Here is a 24,615-nt window from a genome sequence, read left to right as displayed (position 1 = left end):
CGAATGCGCGACTGGTACTGTTTTTTACTTAGCAATCCATCAAGATGAAATAATGTGCGCCTGCTCTGCTTAGTTGAAACCTGTTCATGTGGGTTGTCTCCTGTTTTGTTGTGTTTGGGGCCGATGACGGCCGTACGTTCCAGGTTAAGGCGGCATACTACAGAATCCCGCGCAAAAAGATAGATAGGCGCTCAGTGTTTTTCAACATCGAGATATTCCCAGTCGGCCTGCAGGATGGGGTGACGCTTGAAGCCCTTGACCCATGGCCGTATCATCCAGTTGCGCAAACGCGACGTTGTCAGCACCCAGGCGGTATCGGCTTCCATCTGGCGGCTCATCTCGATATACAGCTGGTTGCGCTCCGGTCCGGGCGGCAGCGCCTTGGCCTTGACATACAGCGCATCATAGGCCGGCGAGCTATAGCAGCCGTTATTGCCTTGCCCCACATTCGGACCGTACAGCAGCTGCATGAAATTGTCGCCTTCAGGATAGTCCGCAGTCCACGAGCCGTTCCACATCATCAGTTTGCATTCGGTCGCCGCCTTCAGGTTGTCGGCAAAATTGCTGACCTTGAATTCGACGCGGATGCCGATTTTATCGAGTCCGCGCTTCCATATTTCCGAGAAAACCGTGCTGATCGCGCTGGCTTCCGTGGCGATTTTCAAAGTCAGCGGCTTGCCGTCGGGCAGGGTGCGGTAGCCATCGGCCCCACGCTTGTAGCCAAAGTGATCAAGCAATTTGTTTGCCAGTACCGGATCGTAGGCAATGCTGTTGCGGTAGCTGGGGTCATGGCCAAGCACGCCTTCGGGTATCGCCATTTGCGCTTTCACCGCCAGGCCCAGGCGCGCCTGGCTTATTTCATCGTCGATGTTGTAAGCCATCGCGATCGCGCGCCGCAGGGCGTTCTTTTCCAGGCTGCTGCCGCCGATCAAGGGGTCTTTGAAGTTAAGGAAGGTGTAGACCACCCCTGCTTCGGTGATGGTGTCGAGGCGGATGCCTTCATCGATGAACGATTGCTTCAGCTTTTTGCCGTCCAGGACGGTAGGTGCCGCCGCCTGGGGCAGATAGTCAAAATCGATCTGCTTGCCCTGGAACGCCAGCCAGCGCGATTGTTCCTCCTCGATGATGTTGACCTCGACGCGGCCGACCTGGGGCATTTTCTTGCCTTTCATGTCGTGCACCAGCTGGTCGTCCCAGGCTGAGCCGGACGATTTGAAGTCCCAGGTGTAGCCGCGGTATTCGGGATTGGCGACCAAAACGATTTTGCTGCGCGGTACGTATTGTTCCAGCATGTAGGGGCCGGTGCCGACCGGATGGGCAGGGGTGCGATCGCCATAGGCATCCACCACTTCGCGCGCCTGCGCGCCCAGGCCGACGAATGCCATGATGTACAGGAAGTTGTAGTCCGGGGCGTTGAGCGTTATCCGCAAGGTGTAGTGGTCGGGTGTCTGCAAGCCGCTGAGCGGGGCGTCGTAGTCGAATTTTCCGGTTTTCTTCGCCGAGGCGATCAGTTCGTCCATGCCGGCGATCTTGCCTTGCAATACGTTGGCAGAGGGAGAACGGTTCTTCGGATCGAGGAAACGCTTGAAGGTATACGCATAGTCCGCGGCAGTCAGTTCGCGGCGCACACCCTTGAAAGCAGGGTCGGGGGCAAAATAAATCCCCTTCTTGATGTGGAAAACATAGGTCTTGCCGCCATCGCTCACTTCCGGCATGGCTTCCGCCGTTCCGGGGATCAGTTTGGATGGGCGCGCCAGATAGTCGTAGGTCAGCAAGCGTTCAAAAATGGCCTCGCCTACCCATGCGGAATAGGCGTTGTAGGTGTGCACCAGATCGAAGCCGTCATCCGCGGCCTGCAATGCCACACGCACCACTTTGGACGGATCCGCCGGATTGTTGCCAGCTTGAGCAGGAAATGCTGCACCTGCGACGCACGAAATGAGCATTATTGGTGCAATGCACGATTGCGTAATTTGCTTAAAGTTCCACATAATCCAGTCTCTATTTTCTTGCCACAGGGCAGTTAAATGTTCCGCATTCTAGGCCTAAACAGCCCGCGAAATGGCGTAGTTTCGCCATTAAATCGATCTACGTGACTTTACTTATACTTATATGCGTATTTGTTATTTGGCGTATATAAGCAACAGTTCGCAGGCGTTGCCCAAATTAAATGCTGTTTTTATTTTTTTTAGGATACACTATTTTAGCTGCATTAAAACCTGTGGCATATTTTTTGCTTGTAGTCTTCAGTGGAAATGTTTCTGGCAAACAATTACAAATTGGTACCAGAGGGATGGCCATGTAGCACTGTTTTACTCGCGAAAGAAATCTGCTTTTTGGTCGTTGTTGTGCAAAAGATTTTTGACGCATCGCTCAGAAGGCGATTAACAAATCGTACTTAGATTTACTACAAAAACTTAAATTTCAACTCTAACTTTTACCCATAGGGAGTTTGGTTATGATGAAGGAACGGGGATTGCCACGTTCGCTGCGACTGATGTTTTCAGGCGGCGTAGCTGTTGGGCTAGGTCTGTTGGCCCATTCAGTGCAGGCGCAGGAGACAAAGACGGACGATTCACCGCAACAAATACAACGAGTCGAAATTACCGGCTCGTCGATTAAGCGCGTTGCCTCCGAAGGCGCTTCGCCAATCACAACGATTAAAGCCGACGATTTTGTCAAGACTGGCGCTACTACAGCCGCCGAAGTCTTGTCCAGCATCTCGGGCAATCAAACACAATTCACAGCCTCTTCCAACGTCGGCGCCGGCAAGACCGTAGGTTCTTCCGCCGACTTGCGTGGTCTGGGCTCCAACAAGACACTGGTGCTGCTGAATGGCCGTCGCCTGGCGAATGCCGCGTTTGACGGCTCCGCAGTCGACCTGAACGTGATACCAATTGCAGCGCTGGACCGCGTCGAAGTTCTGCGCGACGGCGCATCTGCGGTTTACGGTACCGATGCTATCGGCGGCGTAATCAACTTCATCACCAAGCGTTCGTACACCGGCCTCAACTTGAGCGCCGAAGGCATTCTGCCGCAACAAGCCGGCGCTGCTGAAAAACGTTTCAACCTGTCGGGCGGCATGGGCGATCTGGACAAAGACGGCTACAACTTCTTTGGCGTGATCGACTACCACACACAGAATGCCGTCAAGGCGGCTGACCGCAGCTTCTCGGCCCCAGGTGGTCAGAATCCTGGCATCGGCCTGAATACCGGCAGCGCGAATGCGATGCCAGGTAACTACACCGATATCAACACCGGCACATTTACCAATCCGTACGCCGGGACGCCAAACTGCAACAATCCTCCTTATGCCTATAACGCTAAAGGCGGTATCTGCCGTTACAACACCCAGGCAGCTATCGGCATCGTGCCAAAGACAGAAGAAATTGCTGTCTTGGGCAAGGGCAGTTTCAAGCTGAACGCGGACAATACCGCATCGGTCGAGTACCTGCACTCAGAAAGCAAGATCAGGACTTACGTTGCACCTGACGTCTTTTCCAGCGCGAATTATGACGGCGGCAGCGGCGACTACGTGATCAATCCGAACAGCCGTTACTATCCAGGCAATGGCATCACGCCAGGCACAGCCAGCGGTGGTCCATTGGCGCTGAACTGGCGCTCCCAGGCTACCGGCGCTCGCGTCACAGAGTCCAAAAACACTACCGATCGTCTGTTGCTGAGCCTGGATGGCACAGTCGCCGGCTGGGACTACAAGACCGGTCTGGCTTATGCCATGAGCAAGGCTAACGACAATCTGATCCGCGGTTACCTGAACAACGACCTGGTTAAAGCCGGCATGCTGAGCGGCGTCATCAATCCGTTTGGTGCGCAGGATGCAGCTGGTCAAGCCTATCTGAATAATGCCCAGGTAAAGGGTGTTTATGAAGATGCGAAGACGACAGTCACGACTCTGGACTTCACTGCCAGCCGTGAATTGTTCCAATTGCCTGCAGGTGGCGTTGGTTTCGCTTTCGGCGGCGAACTGCGTAAGGAAAAGGCAAACTTCAACGTCGACCACGACGTCGCCGATCTGTCGCAAAGTACCGGTTCTTCGACAGCCCAGTCTTCGTCGGGCAGCCGTAACGTCAAGGCGGTGTTTACCGAGTTGAACGTGCCTATCTTCAAGACCCTCGAGGCGAACGTTGCTGCTCGCTACGACAACTACAGCGATGTAGGCGGCACGCTGAATCCTAAGGCTTCCTTGCGCTGGCAGCCAGCCAAGCAACTGATGTTCCGCACCACCTACAGCACCGGTTTCCGCGCTCCGAGCCTGTACGAACTGCATGATCCGAACTCGACGACCTATACACAGAGCGCTTACAACGATCCAGTTTTGTGCCCAGGCGGCAACGTAGGCGCCGGTGGCAATGCTTCGCGCGATTGTAACCAGCAGTTCTTCCGTTTCATCGGTGGCAACACCAAGCTGCAACCGGAAAAATCGACTTCGTTCACGCTGGGTATGGTGGCTGAGCCGCTGCCGAACGTCACGACATCGATCGACTATTTCAACATCAAGATCAAGAACCAGATCTCCGTGATCTCGGAACAAGATATTTTTGCTGATCCAGTCAAGTATGCAGCGAACTTCGTCCGCAATGCCGATGGTTCCCTGAAATACATCGTTGACACCAACGTCAATCTGGGCAACATCCATACCTCCGGTTTCGACCTGGGCTTCGCATGGCGTCTGCCGAAGACTACATTGGGCGATTTCGGTCTGTCGCTGGATGGCACTTACATCACCCAGTATGACTATCAGACTGAAGCTGGCGGCGCTTACCAGAACAATCTGGCAGTGTATGCCAACGGCGGTCCGATTTTCCGCTGGCGTCATACTGCAACATTGAACTGGGCCAAAGGTCCTTGGAATGCAATGTTGCAACAGGTGTACACGACTGGTTACCGCGATCAAAACGGCGGCCTGATCGATAAGCAGCACAACACCCACGAAGTCGGCTCCTACACACGTTACAACGTGTCAGCTTCCTACACTGGCTTCAAGAACCTGACCTTGACTGCCGGTATCAAGAATCTGTTGAACACCGACCCACCATCGTCTAACGTCACCGATAACTTCCAGTATGGTTACGATGCACGTTACGGCGACCCAATTGGCCGTGCGTTCTTCGTCCGCGCCAACTATCAATTCTTCTGATAGCGGGAAGCGATTGGCTTAAGCACTATTCGTAAGCAGACCACCTGGGAAGTTTCCAGGTGGTTTTGGCTTTTCCGAATACGTAAGTTAAGTGGCATCTTTCTGCTGTTTTTGGGAGTCATTGATGTAGTATTTATAGATACGCTTAAATTAGGTGATGGTAGATCGGTTTTTTTGTAGGATTTGCAATGAAAATGCCGGAATAGCTCACCATGGTTGGTATGGTTTTTGCGTTATCGTATCTGGGCAGTAGTTCACTCATCAGATTGCAGGCAGTTCTGGCAATTGAATAATGTAGTATCGGAGGAAAGAGGCATGGATTTCACGCAGGATGGGAGAAACCCTTCCAAGAATGTAGTTGGCATCAGCGTGGTGGTTCTTCTGCATGTAGCTCTAGTTTATGCGCTGGTTACCGGGCTCGCCCGCAAAGTTGTTGAAGTGATTCAGCAACCGGTCGAGACCAAGATCATCGAGGAGATCAAGCCGCCACCACCGCCACCACCACCGGACAAGCCGGTACCGCCGCCGCCAAAATCGGTTGCGCCGCCGCCACCGTTCGTACCTCCACCCGAGGTAAAGGTAACGCCGCCGCCACAGGAAAATGTGATTGCTGCCGTCACCAACGTCAAACCGCCGACCAACGATTTGCCGACGTCTGTAGCACAACCGTCGACTACCGGCGAGTCAGGCCCACCCGCCCATACCAGCGCAAAAATTGCTGGGAATTGCGAAAAGCCGGAGTATCCAAGAACTTCCTTGCGTAATGAAGAAGAGGGTACCGTGACTGTCAGACTGACGATTGGCGCTGATGGCAACGTGATTGATTCTTCTGTTGAAAAAGGCAGTGGTTTCAAGGATCTGGACAGAGCCACGGTGAAAGCCTGGAGCCTGTGCCATTTCACCCCGGCCATGGCCGACGGTAAACCCGTGCAGTCAACGACAAAAATGCAGTATGTCTGGAAGCTCGAATAATCGACGTGTAGAACCACTACTTTGTCCGTTATCCTAGCAATCTAATTTATCAAATTTGGAGTATTAGTATGTCTACCACTCGTAACCGCTTATCCGCCCTGGCTGCCGCTCTGATGATCTCCGCTGTGACGATCTCGCCGCTGGCCGCAATCGCCCAGACACCAGCCGCAGCATCTGCTTCGGCTACCGCTTCCGCACCGGCTGCCGCCGACGCGCCTAAAGCTGCCGATACCGCAGCAGCGTCGCTGGCCGACACCCCAACCCCGCCGCCGGCTCCGGCTTCCAAGGAAACCGTCGACAATCCATACGGCCTGGACGCCCTGTGGAAAGGCGGCGACTTCGTTGCCCGCGGCACCCTGATCATTCTGGTGCTGATGTCGATGGGCAGCTGGTACATCATCATCACCAAGCTGATCGAACAAGTGAAACTGATGGGCCAGGCGACAAATGCCAAGAAGACCTTCTGGAAAGCCGCAACGGTTGAAGCTGGCATCGCCGGCCTCAAGCCAAACAGCGCTTACCGCTTCATCGCACAAAACGGCAGCACATCGACTTTGCACCACGACGGCGCCTTGCTGGAACAGATCGACCTGAACACCTGGGTGACGATGTCGATCCAGCGTTCGGTTGAAAAAGTCCAGAGCCGCCTGCAAGACGGCCTGGCTTTCCTGGCGACCGTCGGTTCGACCGCACCGTTCGTCGGTCTGTTCGGCACCGTCTGGGGTATTTACCACGCGCTGACGGCAATCGGCATCGCCGGCCAGGCGTCGATCGACAAGGTTGCCGGTCCGGTCGGTGAAGCGCTGATCATGACTGCAATCGGTCTGGCAGTGGCTGTGCCTGCGGTGCTGGGCTACAACTGGCTGGTTCGCCGCAACAAGAGCGCCATGGAAGAAATCCGTTCGTTCAGCGCCGACCTGCACTCGGTCCTGCTGAGCGGCGTGATGTCCTCGAGCTCGGCTAGCCAGGTTGCTCACATCAACAAAAAGGTTGGCTAATCATGGCGATGTCACTCGGCTCTCCCGATGGGGATGAAGACGAAGTGATCGGCACGATCAACACGACGCCGCTGGTCGACGTCATGCTGGTCTTGCTGATCATCTTCCTGATCACGATCCCGGTGGTGACACATACGATTCCAGTGAAGCTGCCGAACGAATTCGACGAACCTTATAAAACCAAGCCGGAGAACATCAACCTGGCGGTGAATAAGCAAGGCGACATGTTCTGGAACGAGCAACTGGTGCCGAATACCGCGACTTTGCTGTCGAAGCTGAAGGAAGTGGCGGTAGAAGTGCCACAGCCGGAACTGCATATCCGCGGCGATCAGCAAACCAAGTATGAATACATCGGCAAGGTGATCCTGACCGCGCAGCGGGCAGGGATCGCCAAGATCGGGTTCATTACCGAACCGCCGGCACGCAACTGATCCCTTTGTCAGGGACGTAGGGTGGGCAGGCCGTTTTGCCCACGCGTCATGCGCAGGACATGCGTGCAGCAACGCGTGGGCACAGGTGCCCACCCTACAATCTTAGGAGTATTGCAATGGGTATGAATGTAGGTTCTTCCGGCGGCAACGCCAATGATCCGGAACCGATGATGGAAATGAACATGACGCCGCTGATTGACGTCATGCTGGTGCTGATCATCATGCTGATCATCACGATCCCGATCCAGAATCATGCGATCAAGCTGAACATGCCGACCGGTAATCCGCCGCCGCCGCTGGCTCTGCCGGTGGTCGACACGGTGGATATCGATCCGAGCGGCACGGTGATGTGGAACGGTACGCCGATGGCCAGCCGTGCAGAGCTGGAAGACCGTCTGAAAACGGTGGTCGCCGGCGGCAATATCGATGAAGTGCATCTGCGTCCGAACAAGCTGGTGGAGTACAAGTCGGTCGCTGCCGTGATGGCATCGGCGCAGCGGCTGGGCGTCACCAAGATCGGCATCGTCGGCAACGAGCAGTTCATGGAGTAACAAATAGGTTTGGTTTTTCGCACCAGGCAATAGGCAGGTTTAGGGTTACACCCTGGAACCTGCCTATTTTCGTTTTCGATTGAAAGAATAGCTATGTCCAAATTACGCTTCGCTCCCATGTTTGTGTTGCTGGCCGCAGTCGGCCTCAACGCGACGCTTCCTGTTTTAGGCCTTACTCAAAGCGCTTATGCCGCCGACGATGCCGACAAGGCGAAAGCCGAAACCGTGCGCCAGGAAATCGGCCTGCCGCTGCAGGCGGCGCAGGGCCTGATCAAAGAACAAAAGTACAAGGAAGCGCTGGCGAAGATAGCGGAAACGGACGCTGTCGGCGACAAGACGCCATTTGAAATCTACTCGATTGACCGCATGCGCGGCGCCGCCGCGGCCAGCGCTGGCGACATCCCGCTGGCAGGAAAATCGTTTGAAGCGGTAATCGCTTCCGGACGCCTGGCTCCTGCGGAGCAGGCCAAGATCGTCAAGGCGTTGGGCAACCTGTATTACGAAGCACAGAATTATCCGAAAGCCATTGAATGGCTGTCGCGTTCCCAGAAAGAGGGCGGCAACGATCCGGCAACGCATACTCTGCTGATCCAGTCGTACTATCTGAGTAACGACATTCCCCGCGCCACCAGCGAACTGCAGGCAGTGATTGCAGCTGATGAAGCCGCGGGCCGGGCACCGAGCGAAATCAACCTGAAGCTGTTGATCAGCTGTGCATTGAAAAGTAACGACAAGGTCGCTTATCTGGCCGTCCTGGAGAAGCTGAACACCTATTATCCGAAGAAAGAATACTGGGCCGATTTGCTCAACAAGGTGCAGTCCAAGCCGGGCTTTTCCGACCGCCTGGTGCTCGATGTCTATCGCTTGAAAGCGGCCACCATCCAGCTGCAAACCAGCACTGAATTCACCGACATGGCGCAACTGGCCCTGCTGGCAGGTTTCCCTGCGGAAGCCAAGAAAGTCATGGACCAGGGTTACCAGGCCGGTTTGCTGGGAAGCGGTCCGGATGCCGCCAAACAGAAACGTCTGCGCGACCAGGCCAACAAGGCTGCCGCCGACGACCTGAAAACCATGGCGCAAAGCGAAGCCTCGGTATCCAGTTCGAAGGAAGGCACAGGGCAGATCAATCTAGGCTATGCATTGGTGACTGCCGGTCAGTTCGATAAGGGATTGTCGCTGATGGAAGACGGTTTGAAAAAGAGCGGCCTGAAGCGCAGCGAAGACGCTAAATTGCATCTGGGCATTGCTTACCAGATGGCTGGACAGAAGGAAAAGGCGATCCAGGCTTTCAAGACTGTCCAGGGTGCGGATGGCGTTGCCGACCTGGCGCGCTTGTGGATCATGCAGGTAAATCATCCGGTGAATTAAGCGCACCGTATGACGATACAAAAAGAGCTGTTTGCAAGGTTTGCAACAGCTCTTTTTTATTTCTGACCGCTATTTAAAACAGGCACTTAATTATTAGGGCCTCGTGGCGCAACCGGAAACACCATGTCCCTGGCTTGCTCAGGCGACAAAGTTTGCACGCTCGATGATTTCGCTTGCTTGGTCGGCAGATTGCTGCCCGTCGTGTACACGGCTTCCTGCGGCACGTAAGAAGCGCCGTCCGGCTCGCTGGAAGGTGCAGCGCAGGCAGCAATCAAGGGCAGGGCAAAGGCGCAAATCAGTAGTGTTTTCATGGCGTTTTTTCTTTGTCTCTAAAAGTTAGGTATAGGTGTCTGTTGAATACAGATCGACATGCGCTACAGTGTGTTACATACTAGAATTGCAAGATAGCATAGTTGCTATTAAAAAAGTTAACGTAACGCAAAAAAATCATCGCCCGCTTATCCGCGAGCGCCTGATGACAGCATGACTCTTTGCTGGCCTGATTTCACTCCAAATCACAACGGACAAAACATGTATCTAAAACACGCACTTGCCTTATCCGCCATCCTCGCCAGCGGCGCCAGCATCGCCCAGCAATGCCCGGCGGTCAGCCAGCCCCTGAGCTACCCGGCCAGCAAGAAAATCGACCAGACCGACGACTATCACGGCGTCAAGGTAGCCGACCCTTACCGCTGGCTGGAAGACGCCAACGGCGACGACACCAAGGCCTGGATCGAGGCGCAGAACAAGCTGACGCAAGGCTATCTGGAGACGATTCCGGCGCGTTCCGCGATCCGCGACAGGCTCACCAAGCTATGGAACTATGAACGCTTCAGCGTGCCGTTCAAGGAAGGCGGCCGCTACTTCTACAGCCGTAACGACGGCCTGCAAAACCAGGCGGTGCTGTACACGGTCAAGCATATCAACGACGAGCCGCGCCTGCTGCTGGATCCCAATACCTTGGCGGCGGACGGCACGGTGGCGCTGGCGGGCATCGCCGTCAGCCCGGACGGCAAGTATCTGGCCTATGGCACCGCGGCTTCCGGTTCAGACTGGAACGAATGGAAAGTGCGCGACATCGAAAGCGGCAAGGACACCGCCGATCATTTGCAATGGGTGAAATTCTCGGGCGCGTCCTGGGCCCATGACAGCTCCGGATTTTTCTACAGCCGTTACGATGCGCCGAAAGAGGCGACCAAGCTGGCCGACGTCAATTATTTCCAGAAACTGTATTTCCATAAAATGGGCACGCCGCAGTCGGACGATGTCCTGGTCTACGACCGTCCGGACCAGAAAGAGTGGGGCTTCGCCGGCCATGTCACCGACGACGGCAAGTACCTGATCGTCAGCATTTCGCAAGGCACCGAACAGAAGAACCGCGTCTACTACAAGGATCTGAGCAAGAAGAACGCAGCCGTGCAGCCGCTGCTGGACGATTTCGATGCGTCCTACGATTTCATCGATAACGACGGCCCGGTGTTCTACTTCAACTCGAACAAGGATGCGCCAAAAGGCAGCGTCATTGCAATCGACACGCGCCAGCCGCAAGCCGCCAAGTGGAAGGTGATCGTGCCGGAAGCCGAGCAGACCTTGCAGGGCGCCAATGTGGTCGGCCAGCGCCTGGTGCTCGACTATCTGAAAGACGCGCGCAGCCAGATCAAGGTGTTTACGCTGGACGGCAAGCTGGCGCGCGAGGTGGCCTTGCCCGGCATAGGCTCTGCCAGCGGCTTCGGCGGCAAGCGCAGCGACAAGGAAACCTTCTATTCGTTTACCGGCTTCACCACGCCGGCCGCCATCTATCGCTACGACCTGGCAAGCGGCAAGAGCAGCCTGTACAAGCAACCGAAAGTCGATTTCGATCCAAGCGCTTTCGAAACGCGCCAGGTGTTCTATAGCAGCAAGGATGGCACCAAGGTGCCGATGTTCATCGTCTCGAAAAAGGGCATCAAGCTCGATGGCAGCAATCCGACCTATCTGTACGGCTACGGCGGCTTCAATATTTCGCTGACGCCTGCGTTCTCGGTAGCCAACCTGGCCTGGATGGAAATGGGCGGCGTCTACGCCTTGCCGAACCTGCGCGGCGGCGGCGAATACGGCAAAGCCTGGCACGAAGCCGGCACCAAGCTGCACAAGCAGAATGTGTTCGATGATTTCATCGGCGCGGCGCAGTGGCTGGTCGCCAATAAATATACCTCGCCGCAAAAGCTGGCGATCGGCGGCGGCAGCAATGGCGGCTTGCTGGTCGGCGCCACCATGGTGCAGCGGCCGGATCTGTTTGCGGCGGCGATTCCGCAAGTCGGCGTGATGGACATGTTGCGCTTCCATAAATTCACCATCGGCTGGGGCTGGACTTCCGACTACGGTTCTTCCGACAATGCCGATGAATTCAAGGCCTTGTACGCTTATTCGCCGCTGCATAACCTGAAGCCGGGAACTTGCTATCCGGCGACTCTGGTGACCACCGCCGATCACGACGATCGCGTGGTGCCGGCGCACAGCTTCAAGTTTGTGGCGACCGAGCAGGCCGATCAGGCCGGCGCGGCGCCGGTGCTGATACGCATCGATACCAAGGCCGGGCATGGCGCCGGCAAGCCGACGACGAAACAGATCGAAGAGGTGGCTGACCGCTGGGGATTCCTGACCAAGGTGCTGGGCATGCAGGTTGCGCCGGATGGCGCTGCGGTTGCCGGCGAACCGGCAAAGCCCGCGGTAAATTAATCGGGCCCTGGCCGCCAATGAAAAAATCCAGCCGGCTGTCAGGGCCGCTGGATTTTTTTTAGCCTGAAATACCCGTTGCGCCGGGTCCTGGTTTCGACGCGATATTCTTCTTCCTTCACGCCGGCTCATCAGATGCCGCAAGCGCGGCCGGTACGCGGCCAGTCATGTGCAGAAATACATGGCCGCTGCCGTCGGGCGCGACTATTTCACGACGCCTTTTTCTCAGCCGGCATAGTGTGGCATTCATGCCTGAGGTCGCGATAGCACTCGCAGGCCCTGGCTTCCAGGCCGCTGCGGTCCAGCACCGTCAGATGCCCGCGTGCATATTGGATCACGCCTTCTTCCTGCAGCTTGCCGGCCGCTTCCGCCACCGATTCGCGGCGCACGCCCAGCATGGCGGCAATCGAACTCTGGGTAACGCTGATTTCATTATCCGGCAGGCGGTCCAGCGTCAGCAGCAGGCTGCGGCACAGTTGCTGCGGCACGCTGTGATGGCGGTTGCACACGGCGGTTTGCGACATCTGCGTGATCAATTCCTGCGTGTAGCCCAGCAGCAGCTGCTGCAGGGCGCCGCCGCGCGCAAATTCCTCCAGCAGGATGCCGGCCTTGAGGCGAAAACCGTAGCCGGCGCTTTTTACCGTCGCCCGGTTGAGGCTCTTGCCGCCGCCCATGAACAGGGTGACGCCGAGCACGCCTTCGTTACCGATGACCGCTGTTTCCGCGGAGCTGCCGTCTTTCATGTCATGCAGCAGAGAGACAATGCTGCTGGTGATGAAATAGATATGCCTTATCTGGCTGTCTGCTTCGCAGATAGTCATGCCGAACGGCATGGCGACAAATTCGAGATGTGGCTGCAGGCGCTTGAAATCGTCGCCTGGCAGGGATGCAAGGATATGGTTTTGCAGCGGGTTGTGGCCGTACAGTCCTGCAATGCGGAGCGAGGTCAGGTTTTGCGTGCCGGGCCGGATGAAATCTCCCTTGCCTTCGCGGCGCATGGCGGCCAATACCACGGCCTTCTTGTTCGCTGCGTTTTTCGCACTGCTGTTGCTGCAACCGTTCAATACGTAAGCCATCGCCGTCTCCTTCGAGGGGTGGTACTGCTGTGCATTGATAGTCGCAGCTGCAAGGGTTTCGAGGAATCGGCGGATCACCTCTTCTGTTGTAGGACTTCACTGACACGCTCATGGGCTTGCAGAAAGGGCTTGCTGATCGGGCCGGTGGCCTGGTCATGCTATAAGCACAATGATTGCCGGCCGACATGTTGCATCGAAGCCGCATGGGGCGATGGCCACCTGCCAGGCGGCCATCTTGTCTGATTGGCTAGCTGCCGGAACTGCTGGCTGCTGGCGTGCTGGCGTCTGGTGTGGAAGGCGCCGGAGCCGGCGCAGGAGTTGGCGCCGGCGCCATGGCGGGAGGTGCGGCTTGCTGTGTGGCAGGCGCATTCTGGTCATCGGCCTTTTTACATCCGGCGACCGCGATCATTGCAAGTGCTGTAACCATCAGGGTATGTTTGAATTGCATGTTTTCTCCATCCGACAGCAGCGGCGTGTCAAGACCGCCGTCATCAAAAAAATAAAAAAGTGAGTTGCTGACGTTTTTATTCTTGTTCAAAAAAGTGCGGATGTAAAGTTGCAATCGCATGTTTTGACCTCGCAAAACTACCGCGCGCTCGCGTTCCGTCGCCTGCAAAGCCTTATGCAGTGCGGTTACGTTGCAATTTTCAACATGCCGCCGTTAAGCGGCTTAGCGCACAAAGCCGATTTTCGTTTGCCATTAACCTTGAGCTGTGTTGACACGGAAAGCCGATTTTGCGATCCGTATTTGATTCATGAATGACACATGAGCGACCTGCGAATCCTGATTGTTTCGACAGCGATTCATGAGCCTCCGCCTCGTCATTCCAACCTAAAAGGACTTATCATGAAAAATATCTCAGCACTCATCTTCGCCGCTTCGGCATTGGCGGCAGCCGGCGCCGCTCAAGCCCAGACCGCCGCCGATGACAGCGCTAACAACGGACAAGTCATGATGGTGCCCGTCCCCGGCACCAACCCGGCAGTCTCGTCCGACCCGCTGGTGCAAAAGCGCCAGGCCGACAGCGATGCCAACGCGGAATACAAGGCGCGCAAGAAAGCGGCAAACACGGAAATGAAGGTGGAAAAAGCCGAAGCGAAAGTCGACATGAAAGAGCAGAAGGCAGAAGCCAAAGCCAAGCGCGACAAGGCGATGTCTAACGATGCTGCTTCACAGTAGTCATGCGTTGCGGCCTGCCCGGGCATGACCGGGGCAGGCCATGGCGTTCAGGAAGTCGCCGCAAGCGCCCACATCGCGGCTTGGCGCGCGTGAATGGCGGTGGTGTCAAACAGCCGCACCGATGAGTCATGTGGCCCCACCAGCAGCGAAATTTCGGTGCAGCCGAGAATGATCGCCTGTGCGCCTTGGCCAACCAGTTGCGCCATGACACGGCGATATTCCGCACGCGATTCCTCGCGTACTTTGCCCAGGCACAGCTCTTCGTAGATGATCCGATGCACCACCTCGCGATCTTCCGGCGCCGGGACCAACACCTGCAAGCCATGGCGCGCATGCAGCCGTTCCTTGTAAAAATCCTGCTCCATGGTGAAACGGGTGCCAAGCAAACCTACTGTCGAAAAACCGGCCTGCGTGATTTCCTGCGCCGTCGGATCGGCGATATGGAACAAGGGAATGCCCACAGCGGTTTCGATCTCGGATGCGACCTTGTGCATGGTGTTGGTGCACAGTACCAGGAAATCCGCCCCGGCTCTTTCCAAGGCGCGCGCGGCGTCGGCCAGCATCGCGCCCGCCGTCCGCCAGTCGCCATCATGCTGCAGCCGTTCGATCTCGTGGAAGTCGACGCTGTAGAGGATGATTTTTGCCGAATGCAAGCCGCCCAGCTGCTGTTTGACGGTTTCATTGATCTGCTGGTAATAGGGCACGGTGGATTCCCAGCTCATGCCGCCGATAAGGCCGATGATCTTCAACAATACTCCCCGACATGGATAATTGACGTGCGTAGCCGGCACGCAGCAATTACATACTAGCGCAAAGCGGCGCATGACATTAAGATGCGGACATCTTACAGGAATCGTCCATGCCGCATCCTACCCCTTCTTCAAGTTTTGCCGCCGGCGCCCGCGACAGCCTGCCCATGCTGGTGGGCGCAGCGCCGTTCGGCGTGATTTTCGGCGCCCTGATAGCTGCCGGTCCGCTGGTGTCATGGCAGGGCCAGTTCATGTCGCTGAGCGTGTTTGCCGGCTCCAGCCAGTTCATCGCGGTAGGCCTGGCGGCAGCGCAGACCGGCATCCTGGTGATCTGGATGGCGACCTTCATCGTCAACCTGCGCCATATGCTGTATGCGGCCACCTTGCTGCCGTACGTCAGTCATTTGCCGGCGCGCTGGCGCGGCCTGCTGGGCTTCTTGCTGACCGACGAAACCTTCGCCGTCGCCAACGCCTACTATCACAAGCACGGGCATACCCCGCTGGGACATTGGTACTTCCTCGGCTCGGGCCTGGCCATGTACGGCAACTGGCAGTTGTGGACGCTGATCGGATTGCTGTTCGGCGCTGCCTTCCCGCAGCTGCAGACCCTCGGCCTGGATTTCGCCATGGTGGCGACTTTCATCGCGATTGTAGTGCCGCAGCTGTTCCGCTTTCCGCAACTGGCGGCGGCAATCGCTGCCGGCGCGTTCGCCTGGTTCCTGCGCGATCTGCCCTACAAGCTGGGCCTGCTGGCGGCGATACTGGCCGGTGTCGGCGTCGGCCTGGGGATCTCGCACTGGCAAGCGCGCAGCCGCGCGGCAAGGGGCAAGGCATGATGTATACATTGATGATCGTCGGCATGGCGCTGATCACGGTCTTTATCAAAGCGGCGATTTTCATGCTTGGCGAGCGCGCTGCCTTTCCGGTCTGGCTGAAAGAGGCGCTGGCCTTCGTTCCGGTCACGGTGCTGACGGCGATTATCGTGCCGATGGTGCTGGCGCCGCACGGCCAGGGCATCGAACTGAGCTGGCGCAATCCGCAGCTGATAGCAGCGTGCGCCGCGGTGCTGGTGTGCGCCGCGACCCGCCGCCAGCTGCTGACCATCATGGTCGGGCTGCTGGTTTTCTTTGCCTGGCAGTTCGGCGTGCTCGGGCGGTAAGCTGGTTCAGGCCGCGGCTTCGACCTGGCGCTTGAAGTGGGCGGCCAGGGCACGCTGTCGCGTTCCATCCGCAGCACGCGGATATTGCCATCATCGGCCGCGTCAGCTGCCGTTCGGCGGCTGACGCACCTTGCCGTCGTCAGGTCATGCCTAGGCCTTGGAGAATTTCCAGGCGCCGGTGGCCGCTGTGGGGCCGCTGCTCAGGCCGCGGTTCAACAGGCGCGAGGTGAAAACGCCGTATTTGGTGTCAGGTTTTCCAGCATTGTTGCAGGTGTCCAGAAAGCCGCCATGGGTGCGGTTGTAGTCATTGAGGAAATGCACCACGTCGCCCACTCTGATCTTGCCGTCGTACGAGTCGGTGGAGTCAGCAAACACGCGCCAGGTTAGTACGTCGTCGGGCCGGTCTGCCTTGTTGGCGGTGACCACGCCGTATTGCTCGGGCGTCGCGGCATGGCCGTAGGTGCCGAGATAACCGCCGTCGCCGAGGTAAAGATTGAAGAGGTAGATGGAGTCGCAGCTGAGGACTTCGCTGCCTATTGCTTTTCCCTCCGCCGATTCGATCCGCCAGGTGCCGGTGCCTTCGCCGCGATTCGGCGAAATGGACGTGAGCACGCCATATTTGGCACCTGGAAGGTCAGCATGACCGTAGCTGTCCAGATAGCCGCCATCCCAGTTGGCGTAGCCGTTCAAGAGGTGCACCTTGTCGCCATATCGAAGAACATCTGCCATTGTATGCTCCAAAAGTAGGTTGATTGACTGGCCGAGAAAGTGTCGCACCCGGCTGTCATCGACTCTACTTGCATGGACGAATTTAGCTACTGGCAATTGTAGCAGGGGCGCTTCGTGGCAATCTGTCAAGAGGCGCTGCGTGCTCAGATGGTGATCGACAGACAAGGATCGAACAGCGGATTTTCCTGCTTGCCCGCGCGCGCATAGCCGCGCGGATTGCAGACCACGCGCGTTGCGCCTATGCGATAGTCGAAGCTGTCGTGCAGATGGCCATGCAGCCAGAGCGCCGGCTGCCATTGCAGGATGCGGTCTTCCAGTTCAGAGATAAAGCAGGCATTCAGCGGCGAACCGGAAAATCTCGGATGCACGCTTTGCGCGCTCGGCGCGTGGTGGCTGACGACCACGGTGGGCCCCTCGTGCGGCTGCGCAAACTGCTGTTCCAGCCAGGCCACGCTGTCGTCGAACATTTGCTGCGAGTGCGCCGGCGTAAAGAGCTGAGCAGAGTCGGCGCTTATCCGTATCCGTGAAAAATCCCTGACCAGTTCCACTGCCTGCTGCAGGCCGAGCTGACGCTGCTCTTCGCTGCTGAAGAACCTGAAATCGGTCCATAAGGTACAACCCAGGAAGCGTATGCCGTCCAGAGTGATGCTTTGCTTGTGCAGCACGTGCACATTGCTGCCTTCAGCCGCAACCCGCAATTGAGCGACGGCGCCTTCCAGGTCGCGCCCATAGAACTCATGATTGCCGGCCACAAAAAGCGTAGGCACGGTGAACTGCCTGGCCCACGCGATGGCCTCCGCCGGCCGCCAGATGTCGCCGGCCAGCACCACCACGTCGGCGTCGGTCTGCGGCGGCGCCATGGGATGGACGGACAGGTGCAGATCTGAAAGCAATGAAATTTTCATGATGGGAGTGATGGACAAAAAGACAGTGCGTCGATTCTATCCGGTTCTACTGAAAACCATGGACGGCGAAGTCCAGCATAACGCAGATGCCTGGGTCAGGCGGGCAGCATGGCTTACCTTGATTTGCGCAGCGCCGTCTTTAGCGTTTCGCCCAGCGCCAGGCAGTGTTGATGCAAGACGTCGGCAAACGCATCTGCCAACGTCGATGAAGGTCGGTGCTCGGGTCGCACCAGGCTGACATGGAAGGGCAGCGATAGCGAGAAACGGCGCATGTGCAGACCGTTGCCGGCCTCATCCATGGCGGTCAGGGGATTGACGATGGCGATGCCCAGGCCTTGCCGCACCATGGCGCAGACCGACGCCGCGCTCGCGGTTTCAATCGCCATCAGGCGCTCGACGCCGTGCTGTTCGAAAATGTCGTCCAGCTGCTGCCGATAGGTGTCGAACACCGACAGGTTGATGAAGCGCTGTCCCGAGAAATCCCTGGGCGTCAGCTTTTGCCTGGCCAGCAGCGGATGGCCGTCCGGCAGCACGCACACCATATCGCCAGAAAACAAAAGCGACTGCTTGGTGGCGGCCGGCGCGGCCAGCGTTTCCGTGATGCCGATGTCGTGGCGCTGCGCGCTCAGCCATTCTTCCAGCAAGGGCGATTCCTGCGGGGTGATGCTCAGGCCCACGGTCGGGTAGTCGTCGAGGAAACGGCGGCATGCCGCCGGCAGCAGCGTCTGGGCAAAGGTCGGCAGGCAGATCACGGACAGCTGGCCATGCTCAAACTGCCGTATCGAGCCGGCCATGCTGACGATGCGCTCCAGTCCCACATAAGAACGCCGCACTTCTTCGTACAGCGCCAAGGCGTGCGTGGTCGCTTGCAGGCGGCCGCGTACGCGCTCGAACAGTTTCATCCGCACCAGCGATTCGAAACGCGCCAGCTCCCTGCTTACCGTCGGCTGCGAGGTGCGCAGCAATGCGGCGGCGCCGGTGACGCTGCCGGCCGTCATGACGGCGCGGAATACTTCGATGTGTCTGAGCGATATGGACATTTTTCCTGCCTTCGAATATTCCATCCTATATCGCTTATGAATGGATATGCAAATAATTGATATTTTATTGAATAATGCTTTTGAGTGATGATTGTTCCATATTCCTAACCGATTTGGAGAATTTGCATGAACACGGCCTTGCTTGATACGTTTCCTGAACTGGCCCGGCACTACGGTACGCCGCTCTGGATCTACGATGCCGACACCATCGTCGAGCGCATCGGACGGCTCAAGGCCTTCGACGTCATCCGCTTCGCCCAGAAAGCTTGTTCGAATATTCACATTCTGAAGCTGATGCGGGAGCAGGGCGTGATGGTCGATGCGGTGTCGCTGGGCGAAATCGAGCGCGCTTTGCTGGCCGGTTATAGTCCGCAGGGATCGCCGGCCGGGGTGGTGTTCACCGCCGACCTGCTGGACGCCGCCACCTTGGCGCGGGTTACGCGGGCCGATATCGAGGTCAATGCCGGTTCGATCGACATGCTGGAACAGATCGGCCAGGTCAAGCCCGGCCACCGGGTCTGGCTGCGCATCAATCCCGGCTTCGGCCACGGCCACAGCGCCAAGACCAACACCGGCGGCGAGAACAGCAAGCACGGCATCTGGCACACCGAGCTGGAGCGCGCCTTGCAGGTGATCCAGCAATATGGCCTGCAACTGGTCGGGCTGCATATGCACATAGGCTCCGGCGTCGATTACAGCCACCTGAAGCAGGTCTGCGGCGCCATGGTCGACACCGTCAAGCGGCTCGGTTGCGAACTTGAAGCCATCTCCGCCGGCGGCGGTCTTTCCATTCCCTACAAAGAGGGTGAGCAGCCAATCGACGCCGCGCATTATTTTTCGCTGTGGGACGCCGCGCGCAAGGAAATCGCAGCGCACCTGGGGCACGCAGTCCGGCTGGAAATCGAGCCAGGCCGCTTCCTGGTGGCGGAAGCCGGCGCGCTGCTGGCGGAAGTGCGGGCGGTCAAGGATAGCGGCAACAATCATTTCGTGCTGGCCGACGCCGGCTTCAACGACTTGATGCGGCCTGCCATGTACGGCAGCTACCATGCCATCTCGGTGCTGCATCAAGCGGCGGCTCCGGGCGCGGTGGCGCGGCGGCCGACGGTAGTCGCCGGTCCCCTGTGCGAATCCGGCGACGTCTTCACCCAGCACGACGGCGGCGTCGTCGCGCCGCGCCTGCTGCCGCAAGCGCAGGTGGGCGACTATCTGGTGTTCCATGACACCGGCGCTTACGGCGCTTCCATGTCGTCCAACTACAATAGCCGGCCGCTGCTGGCGGAAGTCATGCTTGAGCAGGGCGCGCACCGGCTGATCCGGCGCCGCCAGACCGTGGCCGAGCTGATTGCGCTGGAGACTGAGGTATAAGGCCGCTCGTCAAAAGATCGGCCAGCATCGTCCCGTAAAAAAAGCGGCATCCCGGAAATCCTGGATGCCGCTTTTGTTTTGGCGCCAATGAAACTCAGGCGTGCAGGTAGGCGTCCTCGCCGTGCAGGTCTTCATCCATGCGGTCCTGCGTTGCGGCGCCGACCTTGACCGGCGTGAACAGGTTGATCAGCCACAGCATGCCGTAAGTGAAGGCAAAGGCCCAGATGCCCGAAACGATCACCGCGCCGCACTGGGCCAGGAAGAACGACGTATTCCCCAGCAACAAGCCGTCGGCGCCGTTGGCGTTCCAGGCCTTGGACGCAAACACGCCCAGCAGGATGGTGCCGGCCATGCCGCCGACGCCGTGCACGCCCCAGACGTCGAGCGCATCGTCCCAGCCCAGCCGGTTCTTGAGCGCCACCGCGTAGAAGCAGATCAGTCCGGCGCAGATGCCGATGATGGCGGCGGTGCCGAGCGAGACGTAGCCGGCGGCCGGGGTAATCGTCGCCAGCCCGGCGACGCCGCCGGTCAGCAAGCCGATGAATTTCGGCTTCTTGTGATAGAACCATTCGATGAACAGCCAGGTGATGGCGCCGAACGAAGCGGCGACGTCGGTATTCAGGAAGGCCGATGCAGTGACGGCATCGACGCGGAATTCCGAGCCGGCATTGAAGCCGTACCAGCCGAACCACAGCAGGCCGGAACCGAGCGCGATCAGCGGCACATTGTGCGGCTTCAGCTCGACCTTCTGGCGGCGGCCGACATACAGCACCGAAGCCAGCGCGGCGAAGCCGGCGGTGTTATGCACCACGATGCCGCCGGCATAGTCGAGCACGCCCCATTTCGCGAACAAGCCGTCCGGGCTCCACACCATGTGCACGAACGGGAAGTAGACAAACACCAGCCAGCCGGTCAGGAACAGGAAATACGCCTTGAAAGTGACGCGGTTGGCGAAGGCGCCGGTGATCAGCGCCGGCGTGATGATCGCGAACATCATCTGGTAGGCGACGTGGACGATGAGCGGTATGCCGGCATCGTTGCCGGTGTACATGCTGGAGAGCGTGATGCCATGCAGGAAGGCGTAGTAGGCCGGGTCGCCGATGATGCCGTGCCACGACGGGCCGAAGCACATCGAGTAGCCGAAGGCGAACCACAGCACGGTGGTCCAGCCGAGCGAGATGAAGCTTTGCATCATGATCGCCAGCACGTTCTTGCGTCCCACCAGGCCGCCGTAGAAGAACGCCAGCCCGGGCGTCATCAGCATCACCAGGCTGGAACAGAGCAGCATGAATGCCGTATTGCCGATATTGATCGGCATGATTGTAGGTGTCATGGATAAGTTCTTTTAATTGTCTTATTTAAACTAACTGAGCAGGAAGGGGATGCATCCGGCAGCAGGCCGCCGGCCGCCGCCCGAGCTCTCCGCGTCCCGGCCGGCATGCGGCCGCCGATCCGGGAGTGGTGAATGCTATACATAAGCAGGTACTTATATAAGACGACAAAAAATCCTCTGATCCGGTATCTCAGGTATTGAATCCTGGATCCCTCTCGCACCTCCGCCAACCGGGCGCCAAGGCCCGTCCTTGCTGGCTTGCGAGGCATTGTCTGATTGCCATCCGAAATTTTCCGCAGCGTGGGGTTCGCGGTAGCGATACCAGCCTTCGCGGCTTGTCGCATCGATGCAACGGCAGTGCCGCCATAGACCGCATCGTCATCATGACAAAACGGTCACACAAGCTTCATACGCCTGAAATATTTGCACGTGATACTGCGTCCATCCAAAAATTGCCCCGACGGTAAAACATGGTTGAAATTTCAAACCTGTCGACGATACATTGCCGTTCTCGCGCAAACCGCAGCTGCAGTAGATCCCCTTCCCAGCGTCACCCACTCCAGGAAAGAACAGGACCATGATTCCAAAGAACCGCCGCCATTTCTTGCGCACCGCCGGCGCCACCGTTGCCGCCACCGCCTATTCCATGAGCGCCAATGCGGCCTTCCCGGAAGCCATCCGCCGGGCGCTGGCGATCCCCGCCAACAACAAGACCGGCACCATCCGCGACGTCGAACACGTGGTCATCCTGATGCAGGAAAACCGTTCTTTCGACCACTACTTCGGCACGCTGCACGGCGTGCGCGGTTTCGCCGACCGTTTCCCGATTCCGCTGGCCGGCAACCGCAACGTCATGCAGCAGACTTACATCAACAGCAGCAAGCAGTCGCGCGTGATCCTGCCTTACCATCTGGACAGCAGGATCGGCAACGCCCAGCGCGTCAACGGCACCCCGCATACCTATGACAATGCGCAGGAAGCCTGGGACCTGGGGCGGATGAACAGCTGGCCGACCTACAAGCAGACGCAATCGATGGGTTACTACACCTCGGTGGAACTGGATTTCCAGTTTGCGCTGGCGAACGCTTTCACGGTATGCGACGCTTATCATTGCTCCTTCCATGGCGGCACCAACACCAACCGCCTGTACCACTGGACCGGCACCAACAATCCGGCAGGCGACAAGGGCGGCCCAGCCATCGACAACTCGCAAGACCATCTGGAAGTCTCCACCTCGCCGACCAGCTACAGCTGGAAGACCTACCCGGAGCGCCTGCAAAAACAGGGCGTGTCGTGGAAGGTTTATCAAAACATGCCGGACAATTTCACCGACAATCCGCTGGCCGGCTTCGTCGCCTATCGCCAGTCCAATGAACTGCGCGGCAACGTCGCCGGCGGCGACAATGGCGGCGCCCCTTATCCAGCCTGGCAAGCCAGCGACGACGCCGCCAATCCGCTGTTCAAGGGCGTCGGCAACACCATGCCGGACGGCGGCTTCCTGGCTGCGCTGAAGGAAGACATCGGCGCCGGCGCCTTGCCGCAGGTTTCCTGGATCGTGGCGCCTGCCACCTACAGCGAACACCCGGGCCCGTCCAGCCCGGTGCAGGGCGCCTGGTACGTGCAGGAAGTGCTGAACGCGCTGACCGCCAATCCGGCGGTGTGGAGCAAGACCGTATTGCTGATCAATTTCGACGAGAACGACGGCTTTTTCGACCACGTGCCGCCGCCTTGCGCGCCTGGCTACCAGGATGGCGAGCTGGCCGGTTATTCGAGCATCTCGACCGATGGCGAATATTTTTCCAGCAAGGCTTCAGCCGCTTATGAAAAGCATCCCTACGGCCCCGGCCCGCGGGTGCCGATGTATGTGGTGTCGCCATGGAGCCGCGGCGGCTGGGTCAATTCGCAAGTGTTCGACCACACGTCGGTGCTGCGCTTCCTGGAAGCCCGCTTCCACGTCAAGGAAGAAAACATCAGCCCCTACCGCAAGGCGGTCTGCGGGGATCTGCTGTCGGCCTTCAACTTTGCCCATCCGAACGACGAGGTGCTGCCGACGCTGCCCAAGCGCAGCCGCGCCGAAGCCGATGCCGTGCGCGCCCAGCAAGAGAAGCTGAAGCAGGTGGCGCTGCCGTCCGAAGGCAGCCAGGTGTGGCCGATGCAGAGCGCCGGCATCCGGCCGTCGCGCGCCTTGCCCTATGAATTGCACGTTCATGCCCGCACCCATGTGCGGGGCAACGCGAAGTCCAATATCGTGCTGACCTTCCGCAACACCGGCAGGGCCGCCGCGGTATTCCACGTCTACGACCGCCTGCACCTGGACCGGGTGCCGCGCCGCTACGCGCTGGAAGCCGGCAAGGAATGGCAAGACAGCTGGGACCTGAACGCCGACCGCGGCGCCTACGATCTGTGGGTGCTGGGACCGAACGGTTTCCACCGCGCCTTCCAGGGTAATCTGTCGACGCTGGATGCGGACGACAGCGCAGTGCCGGAAGTCAAGCTGAGCTACGACGTCTTCAGCAAGCGGATCGGCTTGACGATGATGAACCGCGGCGAGAAATCCTGCGTCGTCACCGTCAAGCTCAACGCCTACCGCAAGGCGGGACCGTGGACCTTCCACATCCCGGCCGGGATGCAGCTGGACCAGCACTGGCCGGTCGGCAGCCAGGGCAACTGGTATGACTTCACAGCCACCGTGCCGGTCGGCGGCTTCAGCCGGCGCTTTGCCGGCCGCATGGAGACCGGCGCCCACAGCGTCAGCGATCCGGCGATGGCATTGACCAGCTAAGGCCCTGTCAGGGAACAAGCAGGGAGCATCGCTGCGCCGGCGCCTCGTGCGGATGGCGGCAGCGAGCCGGACCAGGAAGGGCCTGTGCAACGCAGGCTCTTTTT

The 24,615-nt window shown here is 58.4% G+C and carries 21 protein-coding genes; 12 read left to right on the top strand and 9 right to left on the bottom strand.

Going from position 1 to position 24,615, the window contains the following annotated elements; all coding sequences use genetic code 11:
- Window positions 1-191 precede the first annotated feature (191 nt).
- Window positions 192-1,946, bottom strand: a complete 1,755-nt coding sequence (locus AC07V8_RS04725; RefSeq protein WP_494677507.1) for an ABC transporter substrate-binding protein — start codon at window positions 1,944-1,946, stop codon at window positions 192-194.
- Window positions 1,947-2,458: 512 nt separating this feature from the next.
- On the opposite strand from AC07V8_RS04725, the gene AC07V8_RS04720 reads away from it, so the two are divergent.
- From AC07V8_RS04720 to AC07V8_RS04695, 6 genes are all read left to right on the top strand, one after another.
- Complete coding sequence (locus AC07V8_RS04720; RefSeq protein ID WP_494677506.1) at window positions 2,459-5,158, top strand: TonB-dependent receptor; 2,700 nt, start codon at window positions 2,459-2,461, stop codon at window positions 5,156-5,158.
- A 315-nt stretch (window positions 5,159-5,473) separates the two neighbouring features.
- A complete protein-coding gene (locus AC07V8_RS04715; RefSeq protein ID WP_098495915.1) occupies window positions 5,474-6,130 on the top strand; it encodes an energy transducer TonB in 657 nt (218 codons plus the stop codon).
- A 68-nt stretch (window positions 6,131-6,198) separates the two neighbouring features.
- A complete protein-coding gene (locus AC07V8_RS04710; RefSeq protein ID WP_494677505.1) occupies window positions 6,199-7,128 on the top strand; it encodes a MotA/TolQ/ExbB proton channel family protein in 930 nt (309 codons plus the stop codon).
- A 2-nt stretch (window positions 7,129-7,130) separates the two neighbouring features.
- The gene (locus AC07V8_RS04705) at window positions 7,131-7,559 is read left to right on the top strand and encodes an ExbD/TolR family protein (RefSeq protein WP_098495917.1); all 429 of its coding nucleotides are present in this window, start codon (window positions 7,131-7,133) and stop codon (window positions 7,557-7,559) included.
- Between the two features lie 116 nt (window positions 7,560-7,675).
- Window positions 7,676-8,110, top strand: coding sequence for an ExbD/TolR family protein (locus AC07V8_RS04700; protein ID WP_494677504.1), 435 nt, complete (start codon window positions 7,676-7,678; stop codon window positions 8,108-8,110).
- Window positions 8,111-8,203: 93 nt separating this feature from the next.
- On the top strand, window positions 8,204-9,478 hold the full coding sequence (locus AC07V8_RS04695) for a tetratricopeptide repeat protein (protein ID WP_494677503.1): 1,275 nt from the start codon (window positions 8,204-8,206) through the stop codon (window positions 9,476-9,478).
- Between the two features lie 86 nt (window positions 9,479-9,564).
- On the opposite strand, the gene AC07V8_RS04690 is transcribed toward AC07V8_RS04695, so the two are convergent.
- The gene (locus tag AC07V8_RS04690) at window positions 9,565-9,789 is read right to left on the bottom strand and encodes a hypothetical protein (protein ID WP_494677502.1); all 225 of its coding nucleotides are present in this window, start codon (window positions 9,787-9,789) and stop codon (window positions 9,565-9,567) included.
- Between the two features lie 220 nt (window positions 9,790-10,009).
- Here AC07V8_RS04690 and AC07V8_RS04685 point away from each other — a divergent pair, with 220 nt between their 5' ends.
- A complete protein-coding gene (locus AC07V8_RS04685; protein ID WP_494677501.1) occupies window positions 10,010-12,196 on the top strand; it encodes a prolyl oligopeptidase family serine peptidase in 2,187 nt (728 codons plus the stop codon).
- 206 nt (window positions 12,197-12,402) lie between these two features.
- On the opposite strand, the gene AC07V8_RS04680 is transcribed toward AC07V8_RS04685, so the two are convergent.
- The gene (locus AC07V8_RS04680) at window positions 12,403-13,269 is read right to left on the bottom strand and encodes a Crp/Fnr family transcriptional regulator (RefSeq protein ID WP_494677500.1); all 867 of its coding nucleotides are present in this window, start codon (window positions 13,267-13,269) and stop codon (window positions 12,403-12,405) included.
- Between the two features lie 247 nt (window positions 13,270-13,516).
- Window positions 13,517-13,885 carry a hypothetical protein gene (locus tag AC07V8_RS04675; RefSeq protein ID WP_494677499.1) on the bottom strand — a complete coding sequence of 123 codons (369 nt, stop codon included), beginning with the start codon at window positions 13,883-13,885 and terminating at the stop codon, window positions 13,517-13,519.
- A gap of 150 nt (window positions 13,886-14,035) precedes the next feature.
- Between AC07V8_RS04675 and AC07V8_RS04670 the strand changes: the two genes are divergently transcribed.
- The gene (locus tag AC07V8_RS04670) at window positions 14,036-14,449 is read left to right on the top strand and encodes a hypothetical protein (RefSeq protein ID WP_494677498.1); all 414 of its coding nucleotides are present in this window, start codon (window positions 14,036-14,038) and stop codon (window positions 14,447-14,449) included.
- 47 nt (window positions 14,450-14,496) lie between these two features.
- On the opposite strand, the gene AC07V8_RS04665 is transcribed toward AC07V8_RS04670, so the two are convergent.
- Window positions 14,497-15,198, bottom strand: coding sequence for an aspartate/glutamate racemase family protein (locus AC07V8_RS04665; protein WP_494677497.1), 702 nt, complete (start codon window positions 15,196-15,198; stop codon window positions 14,497-14,499).
- A gap of 110 nt (window positions 15,199-15,308) precedes the next feature.
- Here AC07V8_RS04665 and AC07V8_RS04660 point away from each other — a divergent pair, with 110 nt between their 5' ends.
- Window positions 15,309-16,034 (top strand): AzlC family ABC transporter permease, encoded by a 726-nt coding sequence (locus AC07V8_RS04660; RefSeq protein WP_494677496.1) that lies wholly within the window; start codon window positions 15,309-15,311, stop codon window positions 16,032-16,034.
- A complete protein-coding gene (locus AC07V8_RS04655; protein ID WP_494677495.1) occupies window positions 16,031-16,357 on the top strand; it encodes an AzlD domain-containing protein in 327 nt (108 codons plus the stop codon). The genes AC07V8_RS04660 and AC07V8_RS04655 overlap by 4 nt, the downstream gene beginning before the upstream one ends.
- Before the next feature lie 150 nt (window positions 16,358-16,507).
- Here AC07V8_RS04655 and AC07V8_RS04650 read toward each other — a convergent pair whose 3' ends face one another.
- The 3 genes from AC07V8_RS04650 to AC07V8_RS04640 form a co-directional block, all read right to left on the bottom strand.
- Window positions 16,508-17,086 (bottom strand): hypothetical protein, encoded by a 579-nt coding sequence (locus tag AC07V8_RS04650; protein ID WP_494677494.1) that lies wholly within the window; start codon window positions 17,084-17,086, stop codon window positions 16,508-16,510.
- Window positions 17,087-17,229: 143 nt separating this feature from the next.
- Complete coding sequence (locus AC07V8_RS04645) at window positions 17,230-17,991, bottom strand: metallophosphoesterase (protein WP_494677493.1); 762 nt, start codon at window positions 17,989-17,991, stop codon at window positions 17,230-17,232.
- A 113-nt stretch (window positions 17,992-18,104) separates the two neighbouring features.
- Window positions 18,105-19,031, bottom strand: coding sequence for a LysR family transcriptional regulator (locus tag AC07V8_RS04640; protein ID WP_494677492.1), 927 nt, complete (start codon window positions 19,029-19,031; stop codon window positions 18,105-18,107).
- A 126-nt stretch (window positions 19,032-19,157) separates the two neighbouring features.
- Here AC07V8_RS04640 and lysA point away from each other — a divergent pair, with 126 nt between their 5' ends.
- A complete protein-coding gene (gene lysA, locus AC07V8_RS04635; protein WP_494677491.1) occupies window positions 19,158-20,396 on the top strand; it encodes a diaminopimelate decarboxylase in 1,239 nt (412 codons plus the stop codon).
- 94 nt (window positions 20,397-20,490) lie between these two features.
- Here lysA and AC07V8_RS04630 read toward each other — a convergent pair whose 3' ends face one another.
- On the bottom strand, window positions 20,491-21,729 hold the full coding sequence (locus tag AC07V8_RS04630; protein ID WP_494677490.1) for an ammonium transporter: 1,239 nt from the start codon (window positions 21,727-21,729) through the stop codon (window positions 20,491-20,493).
- Between the two features lie 577 nt (window positions 21,730-22,306).
- Here AC07V8_RS04630 and AC07V8_RS04625 point away from each other — a divergent pair.
- Complete coding sequence (locus AC07V8_RS04625; protein WP_494677489.1) at window positions 22,307-24,511, top strand: phosphocholine-specific phospholipase C; 2,205 nt, start codon at window positions 22,307-22,309, stop codon at window positions 24,509-24,511.
- Window positions 24,512-24,615: the final 104 nt, after the last annotated feature.

This window comes from Collimonas sp. GW821-FHT02H07, assembly GCF_059421505.1.
Note: the sequence above shows the minus strand (reverse complement) of the source record. Positions and strands in the feature narration are given on the sequence as shown.